The organism is Oceanisphaera submarina, assembly GCF_046521305.1.
Taxonomy (GTDB): domain Bacteria; phylum Pseudomonadota; class Gammaproteobacteria; order Enterobacterales; family Aeromonadaceae; genus Oceanimonas; species Oceanimonas submarina.
On sequence record NZ_JBKGFN010000017.1, the window covers coordinates 1 to 17,784 of the forward strand.

General features: G+C 58.5%; 19 protein-coding genes. 6 read left to right on the forward strand and 13 right to left on the reverse strand.

Annotated features, from left to right (window positions below):
* Nucleotides 1-200: 200 nt before the first annotated feature.
* From ybgF to aspS, 13 genes are all read right to left on the reverse strand, one after another.
* On the reverse strand, nucleotides 201-965 hold the full coding sequence (gene ybgF, locus ACLEIV_RS15090; protein WP_410457458.1) for a tol-pal system protein YbgF: 765 nt from the start codon (nucleotides 963-965) through the stop codon (nucleotides 201-203).
* A 16-nt stretch (nucleotides 966-981) separates the two neighbouring features.
* Entirely contained in the window at nucleotides 982-1,503 is a 522-nt protein-coding gene (pal, locus tag ACLEIV_RS15095) for a peptidoglycan-associated lipoprotein Pal (RefSeq protein WP_410457459.1), read from the reverse strand.
* A 26-nt stretch (nucleotides 1,504-1,529) separates the two neighbouring features.
* Nucleotides 1,530-2,828 (reverse strand): Tol-Pal system beta propeller repeat protein TolB, encoded by a 1,299-nt coding sequence (gene tolB, locus ACLEIV_RS15100; RefSeq protein ID WP_410457460.1) that lies wholly within the window; start codon nucleotides 2,826-2,828, stop codon nucleotides 1,530-1,532.
* Nucleotides 2,829-2,831: 3 nt separating this feature from the next.
* A complete protein-coding gene (tolA, locus tag ACLEIV_RS15105) occupies nucleotides 2,832-3,947 on the reverse strand; it encodes a cell envelope integrity protein TolA (protein WP_410457461.1) in 1,116 nt (371 codons plus the stop codon).
* A gap of 7 nt (nucleotides 3,948-3,954) precedes the next feature.
* Entirely contained in the window at nucleotides 3,955-4,380 is a 426-nt protein-coding gene (gene tolR / locus ACLEIV_RS15110; RefSeq protein ID WP_410457462.1) for a protein TolR, read from the reverse strand.
* Nucleotides 4,380-5,060 carry a protein TolQ gene (tolQ, locus tag ACLEIV_RS15115; RefSeq protein WP_477529396.1) on the reverse strand — a complete coding sequence of 227 codons (681 nt, stop codon included), beginning with the start codon at nucleotides 5,058-5,060 and terminating at the stop codon, nucleotides 4,380-4,382. Before tolQ ends, tolR begins: the two co-directional genes overlap by 1 nt.
* Nucleotides 5,050-5,463 carry a tol-pal system-associated acyl-CoA thioesterase gene (gene ybgC / locus ACLEIV_RS15120; protein WP_410457463.1) on the reverse strand — a complete coding sequence of 138 codons (414 nt, stop codon included), beginning with the start codon at nucleotides 5,461-5,463 and terminating at the stop codon, nucleotides 5,050-5,052. The genes tolQ and ybgC overlap by 11 nt, the downstream gene beginning before the upstream one ends.
* A 246-nt stretch (nucleotides 5,464-5,709) precedes the next feature.
* Entirely contained in the window at nucleotides 5,710-6,729 is a 1,020-nt protein-coding gene (gene ruvB / locus ACLEIV_RS15125) for a Holliday junction branch migration DNA helicase RuvB (RefSeq protein WP_410457464.1), read from the reverse strand.
* A gap of 3 nt (nucleotides 6,730-6,732) precedes the next feature.
* A complete protein-coding gene (gene ruvA, locus ACLEIV_RS15130; protein ID WP_410457465.1) occupies nucleotides 6,733-7,341 on the reverse strand; it encodes a Holliday junction branch migration protein RuvA in 609 nt (202 codons plus the stop codon).
* A 250-nt stretch (nucleotides 7,342-7,591) separates the two neighbouring features.
* Complete coding sequence (gene ruvC / locus ACLEIV_RS15135; protein WP_410457466.1) at nucleotides 7,592-8,113, reverse strand: crossover junction endodeoxyribonuclease RuvC; 522 nt, start codon at nucleotides 8,111-8,113, stop codon at nucleotides 7,592-7,594.
* A 225-nt stretch (nucleotides 8,114-8,338) separates the two neighbouring features.
* Entirely contained in the window at nucleotides 8,339-9,079 is a 741-nt protein-coding gene (locus ACLEIV_RS15140) for a YebC/PmpR family DNA-binding transcriptional regulator (protein ID WP_410457467.1), read from the reverse strand.
* The gene (gene nudB / locus ACLEIV_RS15145) at nucleotides 9,066-9,539 is read right to left on the reverse strand and encodes a dihydroneopterin triphosphate diphosphatase (RefSeq protein WP_410457468.1); all 474 of its coding nucleotides are present in this window, start codon (nucleotides 9,537-9,539) and stop codon (nucleotides 9,066-9,068) included. The genes ACLEIV_RS15140 and nudB overlap by 14 nt, the downstream gene beginning before the upstream one ends.
* A 3-nt stretch (nucleotides 9,540-9,542) precedes the next feature.
* Nucleotides 9,543-11,336 (reverse strand): aspartate--tRNA ligase, encoded by a 1,794-nt coding sequence (gene aspS / locus ACLEIV_RS15150; RefSeq protein WP_410457469.1) that lies wholly within the window; start codon nucleotides 11,334-11,336, stop codon nucleotides 9,543-9,545.
* Between the two features lie 277 nt (nucleotides 11,337-11,613).
* Between aspS and ACLEIV_RS15155 the strand changes: the two genes are divergently transcribed.
* The 6 genes from ACLEIV_RS15155 (at nucleotide 11,614) to ACLEIV_RS15180 (ending at nucleotide 17,649) form a co-directional block, all read left to right on the forward strand.
* On the forward strand, nucleotides 11,614-12,456 hold the full coding sequence (locus tag ACLEIV_RS15155) for a DUF72 domain-containing protein (RefSeq protein WP_410457470.1): 843 nt from the start codon (nucleotides 11,614-11,616) through the stop codon (nucleotides 12,454-12,456).
* 198 nt (nucleotides 12,457-12,654) lie between these two features.
* Nucleotides 12,655-13,383, forward strand: a complete 729-nt coding sequence (gene cmoA, locus ACLEIV_RS15160; protein ID WP_410457471.1) for a carboxy-S-adenosyl-L-methionine synthase CmoA — start codon at nucleotides 12,655-12,657, stop codon at nucleotides 13,381-13,383.
* On the forward strand, nucleotides 13,380-14,390 hold the full coding sequence (gene cmoB, locus ACLEIV_RS15165; RefSeq protein ID WP_410457472.1) for a tRNA 5-methoxyuridine(34)/uridine 5-oxyacetic acid(34) synthase CmoB: 1,011 nt from the start codon (nucleotides 13,380-13,382) through the stop codon (nucleotides 14,388-14,390). The genes cmoA and cmoB overlap by 4 nt, the downstream gene beginning before the upstream one ends.
* On the forward strand, nucleotides 14,383-15,150 hold the full coding sequence (locus ACLEIV_RS15170; protein WP_410457473.1) for an ATP-dependent zinc protease family protein: 768 nt from the start codon (nucleotides 14,383-14,385) through the stop codon (nucleotides 15,148-15,150). The genes cmoB and ACLEIV_RS15170 overlap by 8 nt, the downstream gene beginning before the upstream one ends.
* Before the next feature lie 5 nt (nucleotides 15,151-15,155).
* Nucleotides 15,156-16,682, forward strand: coding sequence for an inactive transglutaminase family protein (locus tag ACLEIV_RS15175; protein ID WP_410457474.1), 1,527 nt, complete (start codon nucleotides 15,156-15,158; stop codon nucleotides 16,680-16,682).
* Nucleotides 16,675-17,649, forward strand: coding sequence for an alpha-L-glutamate ligase-like protein (locus ACLEIV_RS15180; protein ID WP_410457475.1), 975 nt, complete (start codon nucleotides 16,675-16,677; stop codon nucleotides 17,647-17,649). Before ACLEIV_RS15175 ends, ACLEIV_RS15180 begins: the two co-directional genes overlap by 8 nt.
* The last annotated feature ends 135 nt before the right edge of the window (nucleotides 17,650-17,784 follow it).

Genomic DNA, 17,784 nt, shown 5'->3' on the forward strand with positions numbered 1-17,784 from the left:
AACCTGCGACCAATTGATTAAAAGTCAACTGCTCTACCAACTGAGCTAACGACCCATTCGGCGGAATGGCTAAAGCACCCTGCCAACGGCGGCCTATAATACGGATTTAATTTTATGGCGCAACAGCTAAATCATCATTTCATGCTGCTTGATTAAGGATCAAGCGACTCTCTCAAAAAATCACCAGTTCAGGCCCCGACTCAGAGGCCGTTGAGATTTTCCTGGGCCAGCCGCGCCGCGCCTGTGTTGCCGTATTCTTTTACCACCTGCTCAAAATACTGCCTTGCCTGCCCCTTGTCGCCCTGCTCTTTGGCAATCATGCCCAGCTTGAGCAGTGAATCTGCGCGCTTGTTGGAGTCCTGATAGGCTTCCACCACGCGGGTAAACTGGGCTTTAGCCTGGTCAAACCGCTTCTGGGTGAACAACAGCTGGCCCAGCCAGTAATGGGCATTGGGTACATAGCTGGATTGCGGATACTGGGTAATAAAGCGGGCAAAGGCGGGGATGGCCGCGTCGTAGTCTTTGTCCTGCAACACCAGATTGACCGCACTATCATATGCCGCCTGCTCATCGCCGCTGGCCGGTGCGGCTGACGCCTTGCCTTGCCGGGGCTCGGCGGCTTCTTTCTCACCGCCAGACCGAGCCGTCGGCGAAGCTGCCTTTTCCGGCTTCTCTGCCGCGTCCTGCTGAGCCATCAGCAGGGAACGCTGGCGTTCTATCACCTGCTCCAGACGATAACTCTGCTCTTCCAGCAAGCCGCGCAGTTCACTCACCTCCTGCTGCATGGCGTTTAACTGCCGCTGCTGATCGATTTGGGCCTGGCTTCTGGCGCTGAAGGCCCTTTCCAGCTCAGCCAGGCGATCATTGACGGAACCGCTGCTACCCACACTGCTCACTGGTGCCTGTGCCCAGCTCGATGTGGATAAAACAGCGGCCATCGAAATGGCCGCTAATTTACATTTCATAACGTCGGATCAAACCTTAGTAGACCAGAACCGCACGGCGGTTCTGGGAAAAAGCAGACTCGGTATGTGAAGTATCGGCCGGCTTCTCTTCACCGTAGCTGACGATAGCCAGCTGGGAGCCGCTCACACCCAGGCTCTGCAGATAGCTGGTCACGGCCTTGGCACGACGCTCACCCAGAGCGATGTTGTACTCGGGAGTGCCGCGCTCATCCGCATGGCCTTCAACCAGAATGCTGACAGACGGGTTGGAACGCAGGAAATTGGCATGCGCTTCCAGTACCTGGGCGTAATGGCCAGTCACTTCGTCCTGATCGAATTCGAAGAAAATCACGTTTTCGCGACGCAGTGCTTCGTACTGCTGACGCATCTGCTCTTCGGCCGACAGGGCTCCGCCCGCGCCACCAGTCTGAGCGCCACCGTTCTGATAGCTGCCTTCGGTACCGGTCATCGCATCAGAGTCGGTGGTAGAGCTACATGCAGCCAGGGTCAACATCGGAAGAGCAACGGCCAGACTCTGAAGCAGTTTTTTCATTTGCATTGTATTTCCTTAGAAATCACGTTGGATCAATTAAGATATGGTGACCATGCCGGTGCACGAACATCACCATTTCGTGCGGGCAGCCTGGCCTTAAAACGACCATCCATAGACACCAGAGACAGCACCTGGCGCCCCTGATAGGTGGTACTATAGATGATCATAGTGCCGTTAGGTGCAGGGCTTGGCGATTCATCCAGCTGGGTTTCTGTTAACACCTGCTGTTGACCTCCATCCAGCTCCTGACGAGCAATGCGGTATTGTCCCTGTGAACGGCTGACCAGCACCATGCTGTTGCCATCATGGGTCACACGGGGGCCTAAATTGGTATCCCCCTGAAAGGTGACGCGACGCGTATCACCGGAATTCAGATCGGCCCGGTACACCTGAGGCCGACCGCCCCGCTCGGACACAAAATAAATAGCCTTGCCGTCTGCCGCCCAAGTCGGCTCGGTGTCGATGGCACGATTATTGGTCACCCGGCTCAGCTGCCGACTGGCCAGGTTGAGTATATAGACTTCCGGCTGCCCGTCACGTGACAGCACCAGTGCCAGCTTGCTGCCATCCGGTGACCACTGAGGCGCTCCGTTGATGCCCTGCTGAGAGCTCACCACCTGGCGCTGTTGACTGTAAATATCCTGTACCACGATTTCGGCTTTCTTGTTCTCGAACGACACATAGGCCAGCTTGCGTCCGTCCGGCGACCAGGCCGGTGACATCAACGGCTCGCGAGAACGCAGCAGTACCTGCTCATTGAAGCCATCATAATCGGCAATCATCAGCTGGAACGGAAACTGCGCCTTGTGTTGCACGTTCACATAGGCGATGCGGGTCAGGAAAGCCCCCTTGATACCGGTCAGCTTTTCAAACACGATATCGGAGATGCGGTGGGCATACTGGCGCAACTGGGCGGCAGGCACGGTGGCACTGCGGCTTTCCAGCAGTTGGGCACCGTTTTTACCCAATACATCCGCCAGCTCAAAACTGACTCGGTACTGGTCACCACCGGCCGGCTCTATGGTGCCCACCAGCACGGCTTCGACCTGATGCGGAGTCCACAGACTCGCATTCAGCTCGGAGGCCGCAGCCACCTGTTGTGGCAACCGATTGCGATCCACGGGACGGAACATGCCACTGTTGCGCAAGTCGTTGCCAATCACCTCGGCCAGATCCTGAGGGGCGGCGCCGCCACCGGTCCATTTAAAGGGCACCACCGCGACCGGCCGTGCACTGTCGATACCGCCGGTAATCACGATATCAAGAGCCGCCTGTGCGCGCGTCGTCAACAACAGCAGCGGCAGCCATAACCATATCCATCGTTTCGTCATCGTTTACTCCGGAATCAGTTCAATATTGATGTCCTGAAAGCGCTTGTTCAGGACAGGATCCTTGGGCATAGGAAGGGGACCGGTTTTACGAATGGCAATAGCCGCAGACTGGCAGACCGCCCTATCACCACTGCCTTCTCCGATCTTGAGTATCAAGCCATCGGACGCCACTCGAATATTAATAACACACTTCTTGCCTATCATGGTCGAGCTGACCAGCCAGTTCCGTTTAATCGCCGCCGTGATCAGCGCAACCTGACGATCGAAGTCGCCCTTCGAGGCCGCCGGTGGAGAGCTGGCTCCCCCCGTTTCCGACCCCATCAGAGCCTCTAAATCTTTCAGCGCCTGCTCGGCTTCGGCCTTTTTGCTGGCTTCGGCCTGCTTCTTCGCTTCCGCGGCCTTGGCTTCCGCCTGCTTCTTCGCCTCCGCCGCCTTGGCCTCGGCCTGCCTCTTCGCTTCCGCCGCCTTGGCTTCGGCCTGCTTCTTCGCTTCCGCCGCCTTGGCCTCGGCCTGTTTCTTCGCTTCCGCCGCCTTGGCTTCGGCCTGCTTCTTCGCCTCCGCCGCCTTGGCCTCGGCCTGCTTCTTCGCCTCCGCCGCCTTGGCCTCGGCCTGCTTCTTCGCGGCTAACGCCTTGGCTTCCGCGGCTTTGGCTTCCGCCTGCTTCTGTGCTGCTGCCGCCTCGGCCTGCTTCTTCGCTTCCGCCGCTTTCTGGGCCGCTTGCGCCTTGCGCTCTTGCTCCACTAGCTGCTGGCGTTCATTTTCGGCCCTGGCCTGTTGAGCGGCCAACGCTTTCTGTTGCTCGACCAGGCGCTCGGCCTCCCTGGCTGCCTGTTGCTGCTCGGCCAGACGCTCGGCATCTTCCGCCGCTTTCTGTTCCGCCTCGGCGCTGGCCTGCTCAGCGGCCCTGGCCCGATCTTGCTGCGCCTGCATCTCGGCCAGACGCTCGGCCTGTGCCGCCACCATGCCATCATCTATCATGGTGGCTTCTATGATGGACACCGCCTGAGCAGGCCGCTTGGGCGCACTAAAATCGATTCCGACCAGCAACACCACGCCAATCAGCAGATGTAACGCCAGCGAAACCAATAACGATTTGCGAATACCGCCTTGCTCCGTCATGAGTCCGCTACTGCTCCGGTTGAGTCATCAGGCCAACGGTCGGCACTCCGGCCGCCTTCAGCGTGGCCATCAACTGGATCACGGCGTCATAACGCACGTTGGCATCACCCTTCACCACCACCGGTGCCTTGGGGGTGGTTTTGAGCTGTGTCTGTACCATGGTCGCCAGCGCCAGCAGGTCCACCGCCTCGTCCCGGTTTTCGCCGATATCGAGAAAGTAACGCCCTTCGGCATCGATAGACGCCACCAGCGGTTTGTCGCTGTCTTCCGGCATCATTTCTGCCTCGGCCTGAGGCAAGTCGACCTTGACGCCCTGGGTTATTACCGGTGCGGTCGCCATGAAAATAATCAGCAGTACCAGCATCACATCGATATAGGGCACCACGTTGATCTCGGCAACGCGTTTACGACGTCTGCGTTGATAGCCGTGCATCAGTTGCTACCCGCCGCCACCTGGCGGTTGAGAATGGTAGAAAACTCATCCATGAAGTTGGCCAGATGATTTTCCTGCCGCTCGACCTGATAGCTGAAGCGGTTATAGGCGATAACCGCCGGAATGGCCGCAAACAGACCCAGCGCCGTGGCGATAAGGGCCTCGGCAATACCGGGCGCGACCATCGACAACGTGGCCTGTTGTACTTCAGCCAGGGCGATAAAGGCATTCATGATGCCCCAAACGGTGCCAAACAGACCGATGTAGGGGCTGATGGAACCGATGGTCGCCAGCATCGACAGATTGGTCTCCAGGCGATCCACTTCTCGCGACAGCGCCACCCGCATGGTGCGATAGGTGCCTTCGAGCATGCTCTCCTGCGAGCGCCCCTGTTTTTGCAGCCGGACGAACTCCTTGAAGCCGGCGTAAAAAATCTGCTCCATGCCGGCCAGGTTGTCACGGCGGGCGTTGCTCTCGTGATAGAGACGACTCAGATCGGCACCGGACCAGAATTTGTCTTCGAACTGCACAGAATCATTCTGGGCAGTGGTCAGGATCTTGCGCCGATTGATGATCATCGCCCAGGACAGAATAGACATGCCCATCAGCAGCAGCATCACCAGTTTCACCAGCAGGCTGGCTTGTAAAAACAGACCTAAAAACGATATTTCAGCGTGCACCTGACAATACTCCCATCAGCGGCTCAGGAATAGCAAAGGGTTTCATATGAGGAATCTTGACGCAAGCGATCTGCACCGTTCCCCGAACCAGCGAAAGGCCGGCATCATCCAGAATTTCCTGCTCAAATACAATAGAGGCACGTTTCAGTAATTTCACCGTCACGGTGACGTTTAGTGCATCATTGAAACGCGCGGGTTTTCGAAGATCCATCTCTACCCGTCGCACCACGAAAGCCAGCCCCTGTTCGAGCAGGCTGTCTTGCTCAATTCCTAAGCTGCGCAACCATTCGGTGCGTGCTCTTTCCATGAATTTCAGATAATTAGCGTTATAAACAATACCACCGGCATCGGTATCTTCGTAATAGATACGCACCGGCCAGTCAAAGCTTGTATCAGTCGTCATTCGGTCAGCCATAGGGGCTAAAAAGATGTCGATACTATACCTGAGTCAAATTTAGGAAAGAAGAGAGTGCTTTTTAGGCACGACAGGAAAGGGCGTGAGCGGTCGACATGTTCAGACACGGAACAGCTTTGCGCCCTCCCCGCCTTCCTGGCGAATATCCGGTGTCATTCCTGTGGCCCCGCAGCCAAGGGAAGGTGCAGTCTGTTGCCATGCCTGAAATACCGGGCAGCCTGCAGGCTGGCGACTTTATTCCCCCAGCCGTGATTCCGGCAAGTCGAAACCAAAGTGCAGGTAGGCTCTGGGGGTGGCGATGCGGCCACGGGGGGTGCGTTGCAGAAAACCCTGCTGGATAAGATAGGGCTCTATCACGTCCTCTATGGTTTCCTTTTCTTCACCGATGGCCGCCGCCAGATTGTCCAGCCCCACCGGGCCGCCCATGAATTTGTCGAGAACGGCGGTCAGCAGCTTGCGATCCATGTAGTCGAAGCCCTGTTTGTCCACATCCAGCATGTCCAGCGCCTGCATGGCGATGGTGGCATCGATGTCGCCGCTGCCCTTGACCTCGGCGAAGTCCCGCACCCGGCGCAGCAACCGATTGGCGATGCGCGGCGTACCCCGGGCCCGGCGTGCCATTTCGAAGGCGCCCTCGTCATTGATGGGCAGGCCCAGCTTGTCGGCACTGCGGCTGATGATGTGGGCCAGATCCCCAACCTGATAAAACTCCAGCCGCTGCACTATGCCGAAACGGTCACGCAGCGGCGACGTCAGGGAGCCGGCACGGGTGGTGGCGCCGACCAGGGTAAAGGGTGGCAGCTCCAGCTTGATGGAACGGGCCGCGGGGCCCTCACCGATCATGATATCGAGCTGATAGTCTTCCATCGCCGGATAGAGAATTTCTTCCACCACCGGGCTCAGGCGGTGAATTTCATCGATAAAGAGCACATCCCCCGGCTCCAGATTGGTGAGCATGGCCGCCAGATCGCCGGCCTTTTCCAGCACCGGGCCCGAGGTGGTCTTGATGCTGACGCCCATCTCGTTGGCGACGATATTGGCCAAAGTGGTCTTGCCGAGGCCCGGCGGGCCGAAGATCAGCAGATGATCGAGCGCTTCTTCCCGGCGACGGGCCGCCTCGATGAAAATTTCCATCTGGCTGCGCACATGATCCTGGCCGCGATAATCGGCCAGTGCCTTGGGCCGGATGGCCCGGTCGATGACTTCTTCTTCCCGCTGGGGCGCGGGATTGATAAAACGATCCGCTTCTATCATGCCTTATACCATGCTGCGCAGAGCTTCGCGGATCAGCTGTTCCGCATCCAGCCCGGGTTTGGCGATTTTCTTGACGATCTGCTCGGCCTGATTCGCCTTGTAGCCCAGTGCCTGCAGGGCGGCAATGGCCTCGTCACGCGCACTGTCGGCCACCGCAGCGGCGGAGCCCATGCCTTCGGGAGCCGGGTTGAACAGGTCGTAACCGCCAAAGCCCTTGAGCCGGTCGCGCATTTCCACGATCAGCCGCTCGGCGGTTTTCTTGCCCACACCGGGCAACTTGACCAGGGCGCCGATTTCGCCCTGCTCGACATTATAGATAAACTGATCGGCGGTCATGCCGGACAGGATAGCCAGCGCCAGCTTGGGGCCAACGCCGTTGGTTTTGATCAGTTCACGAAACAGGGCCCGTTCGGTTTTGGTATTAAAGCCGAACAGCAGCTGGGCGTCTTCACGCACCACGAAATGCGTCAGCAGGGTGGCCGCCTCGCCGATATTGGGCAACTCGTAAAAACAGCTCATCGGCAGCGTCACTTCATAACCGACACCGCCGATATCCAGCAAAATTTCCGGCGCCTGTTTTTCGCTGATAATACCTTTCAACCGACCTATCACTGGGGATCCCCGCTAACCAATCTGAGTTGCGCCAAGAATAATGAATAACTGGATAAACATCCAGTTAAACAAAGCTGTAAGCCGTAAGGCCGATGTCAATCGACCAATGGGTGTGACACTCGGCTAAAGCGATCGAATACTCTTACCTAAAATAAGTCGACCCTACGAATATATGGCGTCTGCAGGCGCCCATGTATGCGGCGCGAACCGACAGCCGAAGCGGCGGCGACAAAACACCAACATCTTGTTTTCAACGCAGCCGTCCCCGCACCGTGCCCCGAACCTGGCCGGCCATGCTGACCAGGCTCTGGCGGGTATTGCCGTGGCACAGGGCCACCGCCAGGGCATCGGCGGCATCGGCCTGGGGCGTGCCCGGCAGGCTCAGCAGCTTGACCACCATGTGTTGCACCTGGGTCTTGTCGGCGCCGCCCTGCCCCACCACCGCCTGCTTGATTTGCCGGGCGGAATACTCCGCCACCTCCAACCCGCCGTTGGCGGCGGCAACGATGGCGGCCCCCCGGGCCTGACCCAGTTTAAGCGCCGAGTCCGGGTTGCGGGCCATGAACACCTGCTCGATGGCAAACAGGTCGGGCCGAAACTGCAGTATGATTTCGCTGACGCCGTCGTAGATTTTCTTGAGTCGAGGCGCCAGCTCCTCGTCGGTCATGCGAATACAGCCCGAGCCCAGGTATTCCATTTTGTTGCCGCTCTGGCGCACCACGCCGTAGCCGGTAATGCGCGAGCCGGGATCGATACCGAGTATTATTGCCATAAAAAGAAAGCTGTAGCCTTACGCTGGAAGCAGTACGGGCAAGTCGGGATGAACGAAGCGAATCAACCTTTATGCCGTCTGCCGGATGGACTCAGGGTCAAGCCCGGAGAGACGTATACCTGCAGGCCCGAATTTAATCGGGTAAACCATGGCACAGGGCACACCCTCGCCCGGCTAAAGCCTGGCCTGCAGCCAACACCACTTAAAGCTGACAGCTTGCCCCGCTTAGAGCTTCTCCGCCAGTTCGTCGGAGATCTCGCCATTGTGGTAAACCTCCTGCACGTCGTCGGCATCTTCCAGCATGTCGATGAGGCGCATGAACCTGGGCGCCGTCTCTTCGTCCAGTTCGGCACTGGTCGAGGGGATCATGGTCACTTCGGCGTTTTCGGCTTCCAGGCCACCGGCATCCAGTGCATCCTTGACACTGCCGAATTCGTCCCACTGGGTGTAAACATCGATGGAACCATCGTCGTTGACCACCACATCGTCGGCACCGGCTTCGAGTGCCGCTTCCATCACCGTCTCTTCGTCGGCATTGGCATAGCTGATCACCCCCTTCTTCTCGAACAGATAGGCCACCGAGCCGTCGGTGCCCAGGTTGCCGCCGTTCTTGGTAAAGGCATGACGCACATCGGACACGGTGCGGTTACGGTTGTCGGTCATGCATTCCACCATCACGGCGGTGCCGCCCGGGCCATAGCCTTCGTAGATAATGGTTTCCAGCACCTGGCCGTCCAGCTCGCCGGCACCGCGCTTCACCGCCCGATCGACGGTGTCGCGGGTCATGTTGTTGGACAACGCCTTGTCGATGGCCGCTCGCAGTCGGGGGTTGGCCGACGGATCCGAGCCGCCCTCGCGGGCCGCCGTGGTCAGCTCACGAATCAGCTTGGTGAAGATTTTGCCGCGTTTGGCATCCTGTGCCGCCTTGCGATGCTTGATATTAGCCCATTTACTATGACCTGCCATCAGTCTCGTCTCCCTTGTTCTTTTCTTGCTGTAATTCCTGGATCAGCCTGTCGATGGCCAGCTTGTTGGTCCAGGAGCTGGCCTGCTCCCGGGCCTCGGCCAGCGGCAGCCAGCGCTGGGAAAGGTGCTCGGTAAGACACACCTGCTGCGGGCTCGACAGGCGCAGGTAAAATTCGTATTCCCAGTTGTGGGTCACCCCCGGGCGGTAACGATGCCGCCAGCGGGGGTAGATTTCAAAGCGCACCCGGTGCCCGGTTTCCACCAGCTGCAAGCCGTTGTTCAGCCGCAGTCCGGTTTCTTCCTCCAGCTCGCGCTCTGCCGCCTGATAGCGTGTTTCGCCCACTTCCAGGCTGCCGGTGACCGACTGCCAGAAGTCCGGGTTGTCCTGACGTTGCAGTAACAGTACCTGATCCTCGGTATGAATGAGGATCAGCACCGATTCCGGGTGCTTGTGAGCCATGGCTTAGCTGTCTGCCTTATCTGCAGATTTGTCTGCCTTGGCTGCCGGCAATTCGGTGCGAATGGCCAGTTCTACCAGTGAGTCCGGGTTGGCGAGGCTGGGCGCATCGGTCAACAGGCAGGAGGCGGTGGTAGTCTTGGGGAAGGCAATCACGTCCCGGATGTTGTCGGTACCGGTCAGCAGCATCACCAGACGGTCCAGACCAAAGGCCAGACCCGCATGCGGCGGAGTACCGTATTTCAGCGCATCGAGCAGGAAGCCGAACTTCTCCTGCTGCTCGTCGGCATTGATGCCGAGCAGACGGAACACGGTTTGCTGCATCTCGTTGTTGTGGATACGCACCGAGCCACCGCCCACTTCGTAACCGTTGATCACCATGTCGTAGGCGTTGGCCACGGCCGCCGTCGGATCGGCCTCCAGTGTCTCGGCGCTGATGTCCTTGGCGGCGGTAAAGGGATGATGCATGGCGTACAGACGCTCGTCTTCTTCCTCAAACATCGGGAAGTCGACGACCCACAGTGGCTTCCAGCACTGTTCGATCAGATCCAGATCCTTGCCCAGCTTCAGACGCAGGGCCCCCATGGCATCGCTCACCACCTTGGCGGAGTCGGCACCGAAGAAGATGGCATCGCCGTCTTGCGCACCGGTACGGGTCAACAGCTCGGTCACGATTTCTTCGTTCAGGAACTTGGCAACCGGTGACTGCACGCCCTCCCCCCCCTTGGTGACGTCGTTTACCTTGAGCCAGGCCAGGCCCCGGGCACCGTAGATGCCGACGAACTTGCCGTATTCATCGATTTGCTTGCGAGACAGGGCGGCACCACCGGGTACCCGAAGCGCGGCCACGCGGCCCCTGGTGTCGTTGGCCGGGCCGGAGAACACCTGAAAGTCGACGTTCTTCACCAGATCGGCAATATCCACCAGCTCCATCGCAATACGCAGATCCGGCTTGTCGGAGCCGTAACGACGCATGGCTTCGGCATAGCTCATCACCGGGAAGGCGCCCAGATCCACGCCGGCCACGTCCTGCCACAGTTCGTGCACCAGCTGTTCCATCACTTCCCGCACCTGTTCGGCGCTCATGAAGGAGGTTTCCACATCGATCTGGGTAAACTCAGGCTGACGGTCGGCACGCAGGTCTTCGTCGCGGAAGCATTTGACGATTTGATAATAACGGTCGAAGCCGCTCATCATCAGCAACTGCTTGAACAGCTGAGGCGACTGGGGCAGCGCGTAGAAGTAGCCCTTGTGAACCCGGCTCGGCACCAGATAATCACGCGCACCTTCCGGTGTGGCCTTGGTCAGCATGGGAGTTTCGATATCCAGGAAGCCCTGCTCGTCCATGAAACGACGTACCCGGCTGGTGACCTGGGCGCGGGTTTTCAGGTAACGGGCCTGCTCGGGACGACGCAGGTCCAGATAGCGATACTTGAGGCGCTGCTCTTCCGAGTTGTTCTGGTTGAAGTCCAGCGGCAGCGGATCGGCCTTGTTGATAATGGTCAGTTCATGGGCGAAGATTTCCACCGCACCGGTGGCCATGTCCTTGTTCACCTGAGACTCCGGGCGGGCACGTACCACACCGGTTACCTGGATACAGAACTCGGCACGCAGCGAAGCCGCCTTGTCATAGGCTTCGGCCTTGTCCGGATCGAAGAACACCTGCACTATGCCTTCCCGATCGCGCATGTCGATGAAAATCAGACCGCCCAGATCACGACGACGATGTACCCAGCCACTTAGGGTCACGCTCTGGCCAACCAGGGCAGCATCAACCTGCCCGCAATAATGAGTGCGCATGGAGTCTTCCTATTGGTGTTGTCACGCGACCAGGCGGCCGCGAAGCATGAATTTGTCAGTAAATAGCGCGCTAGTATAATGGAAAACCAGAAGGGGGGTAAAATCCTTACCGTCCTAACCGCTGCTCGGTAGCTGCAAGCGGTCAGCTTCATGCTGTAAGCCGCCCGGAGATGGGGACAGGGAAATCCGTCTGGCCTGCCGGTTTTACCGGCTCTGCCAGCACAGCGCAGTCCCTTCCAACGACTCGATCTACTTACAGCTCGACGAAAGGAATGTTATGCCGTTATATCTGGGCCTCAGCCAGTGGTCCCATCCCGCCTGGCCCGGCCAACTGCTGGGGCGAGAACTCAAAACCACCGAGCATCTGCTCGACTACGGCCGCGTGTTCAACTCGGTGGAAGGCAACACCAGTTTCTATGGCGTGCCCGATGCCAACAGCCTGCACCGTTGGGCGACCCAGGTGCCCGACCATTTTCGCTTCACCTTCAAGTTTCCCGCCACCGTCAGCCATCAGGGCCGACTGGGCGACAACATCACGACCGCGCTGGACTTTATCGAGCAACTGAGTCCGCTGCACAGGCAACTAGGCATGCTGATGCTGCAACTGCCCGCCGCCTGCGGCCCCGAACAGCTGGACGGTCTCGAGCAACTGCTGGCCGCACTGCCGGACCGGTTTCAATACGGGGTGGAGGTAAGGCATCCGGCCTTCTTCGCCAAGGGTGAAGCCGAACGCCGGTTCAACCGTCTGCTGCTGGAGCGGGGCGCCAACCGCATCATCATGGACTCGCGCCCGGTGTTTTCCTGCCCGCCTACCACGCCGGCGCTGGCGGATGCCCAACAAAAAAAGCCGCAGGTCCCGGTGCATATCATCAGCACGGGCCCGGCGCCGGTGATCCGCTTTATCGGTCATCCCGAACAAGAGCTCAACCGCCCCTTCTGGCAGCCCTGGGTGCCACGCATTCACGCCTGGCTGGGCGAAGGCAAGTCGGTGTACCTGTTCGTGCATACCGCCGACAACCGACTGGCCCCGCTGCTGGCGGCAGAGTTAGCGACGGCCCTGCAACGGCCGCTGCCCGACTTTCCCGGCCTGGCCCCCGGTCCCCAGGGCTCGTTGTTTTAAAACCGTAAATCTAAGGTTGAACGAGGGTGTTTCATCCTCCTCATTCCTTCATTACACCTTGTTTCACCGCTTTTTCGGCAAAAATATATTTTCATCGCCCCTTGCCGCCTGCAAGACAAGACACAGCGCTTCTTTTACAATGGCCGTCATTGTGTGCAGCCATTGCTGCCGTAAGCCAAGGTCGTTATTACTAAAGCCATGCAATCAAAAGATCATATCTTCGCCGCCCCCATCGCCCAGCTTGGTGATTTCTGTTTCGATCAGAATGTCGCCGAGGTGTTTCCGGACATGATCAAAAGATCCGTGCCCGGTTATTCAAATATCATCTCCGCCATCGGCATGATGACCACCCGCTTCGCCCAGCCCGACAGCCGGCTCTACGATCTGGGGTGTTCGCTTGGTGCCGCCACCCAGGAAATGCGCCGCAACCTGACGCAGCCGGGCTGTCGCATTATCGCCGTGGACAACTCCGCCGCCATGCTGGAACGGGCCGCCAGTCACCTCGCCGCGTTCAAATCCGAGGTGCCCGTGACGCTGACCGAGGCGGATCTCTGTGATATCGAGATCGACAACGCCTCCGTGGTGGTGCTGAACTTTACCCTGCAGTTTATCGATCCCGGCCAGCGTGAAACTCTGCTCGGCAAGATTTACCGGGGGCTGAAACCGGGTGGCGTGCTGATATTGAGCGAAAAGTTTGTAAGCCACGACGAGACGGTCAACGAGCTGCTGATCGATCTTCATCACGACTTCAAGCGGGCCAACGGCTACAGCGAACTGGAAATCAGCCAGAAACGCACCGCGCTGGAAAACGTGATGCGCCCTGATACCCCCGAGCTGCACAAAACACGACTGAAGCGAGTGGGCTTCCAGCATGTGGATCTCTGGTTCCAGTGTTTCAACTTCGGGTCCATGGTTGCCATCAAATGATCGACTTCAGCGACTTCTATCAACAGATAGCAAAGAACCGCCTGAGCCACTGGCTGCATTGTCTGCCGGGCCAATTGCACGACTGGCAAAAACAGCATCTGCATGGCGATCTGGCACGCTGGGTCCGGGCCCTGCACAAGCTGCCGAAGATCAGCACCGAGCGTGTCGAACTGACCGACAGCGTCAGCATCGGTCGCCCCGGCGAGATAAGCTCCGGTGAGATGAAAAAAATAGAAAGCCTGCTCGGCCAGTTTCATCCCTGGCGCAAGGGGCCTTTCGAGGTGCACGGCATCAGTATCGACACCGAATGGCGTTCCGACTGGAAATGGGACCGACTGGTGCCCCATATCAGCCCGCTGAAATATCGTTACGTACTGGATGTGGGCTGCGGCAGCGGTTATCACCTGTGGCGCATGATGGGCGCCGGCGCCAAAATGGCGGTGGGTATCGACCCCTCCCAGCTGTTTCTGTGCCAGTTTGAGGCGATAAAACACTTTGCCAATGGTTATAACGGGATCCAGGTATTACCCTTGGGAATAGAAGAACTGCCCGAGTTGCGAGCGTTCGACACCGTATTCTCCATGGGCGTGCTCTATCATCGCCGCTCGCCCATCGACCATCTGCTGCAACTCAAGGCGCAGTTGCGTGGCGGCGGCGAGCTGGTACTGGAAACCCTGATCATTGACGGCGACGAGCATCAGGTGCTGGTGCCGGGTGAACGTTACGGCAAGATGCGCAACGTCTGGTTTATTCCAAGTTCGGCCGCTCTGGTGGGCTGGCTTGCGAAATGCGGGTTCGAAAACATACGTGTGGTGGACGAGAATCCGACCACGCTGCAGGAACAAAGACGCACCGACTGGATGCGCAACGAATCACTGGCGGACTTTCTGGATCCGGAAGATTCCGCTAAAACCATCGAGGGCTACCCGGCACCCAAACGGACGATCATCATCGCCAACAAGCCGATAGACCCGCAATACCAACAACACGAGGGAAGCTATGAATAACGTCGCGACATCACTGGTATTACCGCTGTTGCTGACCGCTTGTGTCAGCCAGACGTCACCGATGGACGCGCAGCCCGAGCCGCAGCCTGTTTCCGAGGCCCGGCTCGATGCTACCCTCTCAAACCTCGAAGCCCGGCTGACAGACACCATGTTCCAGCAGAATGCGCAGCTCAGCAGCAACCATCACGCCTTCATGAAAGCCTTGCAACAGGATATCAGGAATTTGAAAAAGCAGATCCCCGCTCCCACTCCCGCCGCACAGCCTGCGGTGCAACAAGCCGCCCCGGCCGACTACCCCGAAAATGAAACCCGGGACGGAAAACTGATCGTGGGCGAAACCGAAGCCGTCTGGCTGGATGTGGTCAGCGACAGCTTTCCTGCCCGTATCGATACCGGCGCCACCACCTCTTCGCTCAGCGCACAGGACATCACCGTCTTCGAACGCGATGGCAAGCCCTGGGTCAGTTTCAATCTGGCTCACGAAGGCGTGGACGAAAAACTGTCGGTCGAAACGCCGCTGGTACGTTATGTGCGCATTCGCCAGGCCTCTGCCGACAGCACAGAGCGTCGTCCTGTGGTAGCGCTGACCATGCGTCTGGGCCGCCTGTCCGAAAAAACCGAATTTACCCTGACCGACAGAAGCCAGATGACCTATCCGGTACTGCTGGGCCGGGAGTTTTTAAAAGACATCGCCGTGGTGGATATTGCCCGTCAGAACGTGCAGGGCAAGCCTAAGCGTCCGACTCCTGCCAGCGAGTAAACTTCATGTACTCACGCAAGCCGTTTTATCTGATCGTAGCCGCCCTGTTTCTGGTTGGCCTGGCACTGATGCTGCACCGCTATTTCGTGTACGAAGTGCCCTGGCTACCCGGCGAAAAACGCCAGATCTGGTCCATTGAGGCCAAGGTGGAGTTTGAAGCCAACGGCAAACCGGTAAAGGCCTCACTGGCCATTCCCGGTAGCCAGCCCGGCTTTACCCTGATGAACGAATCCGCCGCCTCTCCGGGTTACGGCCTGTCGTTTATCGAAGCCAACGGCACCAGCCGGGCCGAATGGTCGATTCGCAACGCTTCGGGCCACCAGGAGCTGTACTACAAGGTCGACATGATGCTGGATCCCTTCGCCAAGGGCCCGCTGTCGACCCAGATCCCGGCCATGATGCAGGCCGACGTGGCCGAGCCCTATGCCACCGCCATGGATCAGGTGCTGTCACTGGCCGAGGAACGCTCCTCCGACGGTATCACTCTGACCCGAGAACTGCTGAAAGAGCTGAACAACCGCGGCCAGAACGCCGAGTTACTGGCTCAGTACCAGTCCCCGGGCCCGCTACTGGTCGAATTGTTGCACCGTGCCAATGTGCCGGCCCGCTTGCTCAAGGGGCTGCAGCTGGAAGACGGTCGTCGCCGTCAGCCGCTAATCAACATAGTGCAGGTGTACAACGGCGAGCAGTACGAAATATTCAACCCGGTCACCGGTGATCAGGGACGTCAGGAACAGCTGCTGCTGTGGGAATATCATTCAGCACCCGTGCTGGATCTGGTCGGCGGCAGCAACTCCCGGGTGACCTTTACCATGCTGGAGCAGGAGCAACCGGTGAACGTGGCGCTGGCAAAGAAATTCGATCAGCCACACTGGATCAACGTCTCGCTCTATAACCTTCCACTGGAAGAACAGGCCCTGTTCAAGGGCATATTGTTGATCCCCATCGGGGTACTGGTGGTCGTGTTCCTGCGCATTATCGTCGGCATCAAGACCTCGGGCACCTTCATGCCGGTACTGATCGCCATGGCCTTTATTCAGACCAGTCTGCTTACCGGCCTGGTGGGCTTCCTGATCATTGTCGGCACCGGTCTGATACTGCGTTCGTACCTGTCGCACCTTAACCTGCTGTTGGTGGCGCGAATATCGGCGGTGATCATCATGGTTATCGGCATGATCGGCTTCTTCAGCATCGTCGCCTATCAGCTCGGCCTGACCGAGGGCATGAAGATCACCTTTTTCCCGATGATCATCCTGGCCTGGACCATAGAGCGGATGTCGATTCTATGGGAAGAAGAAGGCCCCAAGGAAGTGGTCAAGCAGGGGGGCGGCTCCCTCATGGTGGCCGTGGTGGCATTTCTGGCGATGAACAGCGAACTGGTTCGTCACCTCACCTTCAACTTCCTCGGCTTGCAGCTGATCGTGATGGCGGCTGTGTTGCTGCTGGGCAACTACACCGGTTATCGCCTGACCGAGCTCAAGCGTTTCAAACCCCTTGTCGATGAACAGTCGAGTGGGCAGAAAAATGATTAAGCGCTGGCTTGAACAATATGCCTCCCCCTTCGCCCTCGACAAGATGGGTATCATGGGCATGAACCGGCGCAATATTTCCTATATCAGCCGCTATAATCCGCGCCGACTGTATCCGCTGGTGGACGACAAACTGCAGACCAAGAAAATTGCGCTGGATGCCGGCGTGACCGTGCCCGATCTGATCGGGGTTATCGAGTTTCAGCACCAGGTCGCCCGCCTGTGGGATATGATCAAAGACTGGCCAGGCTTCTGCATCAAGCCCGCCAAGGGCTCCGGCGGCAAGGGCATCATGGTGATCATCAACCACGACCGAAAGAACTTCGTCAAACCCAGCGGCAAGGGTGAAAGCATCGGCGATTTGGAACGGCACGTATCCAACATTCTGGCCGGACTATTCTCGCTGGGCGGCAAGCCGGATGTGGCATTGATTGAAGCCCTTATCAACTTCGATGATGTGTTCGACGGTTTCTCTTACGAAGGCGTGCCCGACACCCGGGTGATAGTGTTCAAGGGGTTTCCCGTGATGGCGATGATGCGATTGTCGACCGAGGCCTCAGACGGCAAGGCCAACCTGCACCAGGGCGCCGTGGGGGTGGGGCTGGATATCAACACCGGCCGCGCCATTCGCGCAGTGCAATTCAACCTGCCTATCCGCTATCACCCGGATACCGGTCGCGATCTGCTGGAGCTTAAAGTCCCCTACTGGGAACAGCTGCTCAGCCTGTCGTCGTCCTGTTACGAGATGTCCGGGCTGGGCTATATCGGCACCGACATGGTGCTGGACAAACAGCACGGTCCCATGCTGCTGGAGCTGAACGCCCGCCCGGGCCTGGCCATTCAAACCGCCAACGGCGCCGGCCTGGTACCCCGCCTGCACAAAATCGAAAAGCTGGGCAAGAAGATCACCCTGACTCCGGAAGAGCGAGTCACCTTCTCGCGCAAGGAGTTTGCCAGCGAAGTGTTTTGAGCGGCAAGAGGCGTAACGCGGAACATGGTAGCCGTCTATTTATGCGGCTCAAACCTGCAGCCAAAGCTTTATCTGTAGCTCATACATATCGCCCGAAGGTCTCGCGTGGACTGATCTGGATTCCCGCCTTCGCAA